General features: G+C 63.8%; 1 protein-coding gene. It reads left to right on the top strand.

Annotated elements, in window-relative coordinates; translation table 11 throughout:
* Positions 1-303 precede the first annotated feature (303 nt).
* On the top strand, positions 304-495 hold a 192-nt coding region (locus EOA27_RS42875; protein ID WP_245491432.1), incomplete at its 3' end, for a hypothetical protein.

Consider the following 495-nt stretch of genomic DNA (forward strand, 5'->3'; position numbering starts at 1 on the left):
GTAGACGGAAAATCCCCGTCTTACGGGGCATGCACATGCGGCATTTCGATTCACCCGAACCTTTCCCCGGACAGCCCTGCCCCTTGCGGGAGAAGGTGGCCGAGCGAAGCTCGGTCGGATGAGGGGTGCTCCAGGGAAAGCCAACGTATCCACTCCGCTGGCACACCCCTCATCCGTCTCGGCGCTATCGCGCCGATCCACCTTCTCCCACAAGGGGAGAAGGAAAAGCGCACCCAGCCTGTCACGCAACCATCACGTTCACGTCCTAGACCGCTCGACGGCAAGGGCTGCCCCGCATCGTCGGTGCCGCGCCCTTTTGAGCCAATGGCCGCTCTGCTCGTCACGAAGGGGATTTCCATGAAACATCTCAACCGAACCGCCACGCTCGGCGCGCTGCTCGCCCTGTTCACCGCCATGACGCCGGCGCTCGCCGATAGCGTCGCCTATGTCAACAAGGGGCTCGTCGGCGTCATGGCGGTGAACAGGGCCTGGCTC

This window comes from Mesorhizobium sp. M2A.F.Ca.ET.037.01.1.1, assembly GCF_003998075.1.
GTDB lineage: Bacteria > Pseudomonadota > Alphaproteobacteria > Rhizobiales > Rhizobiaceae > Mesorhizobium.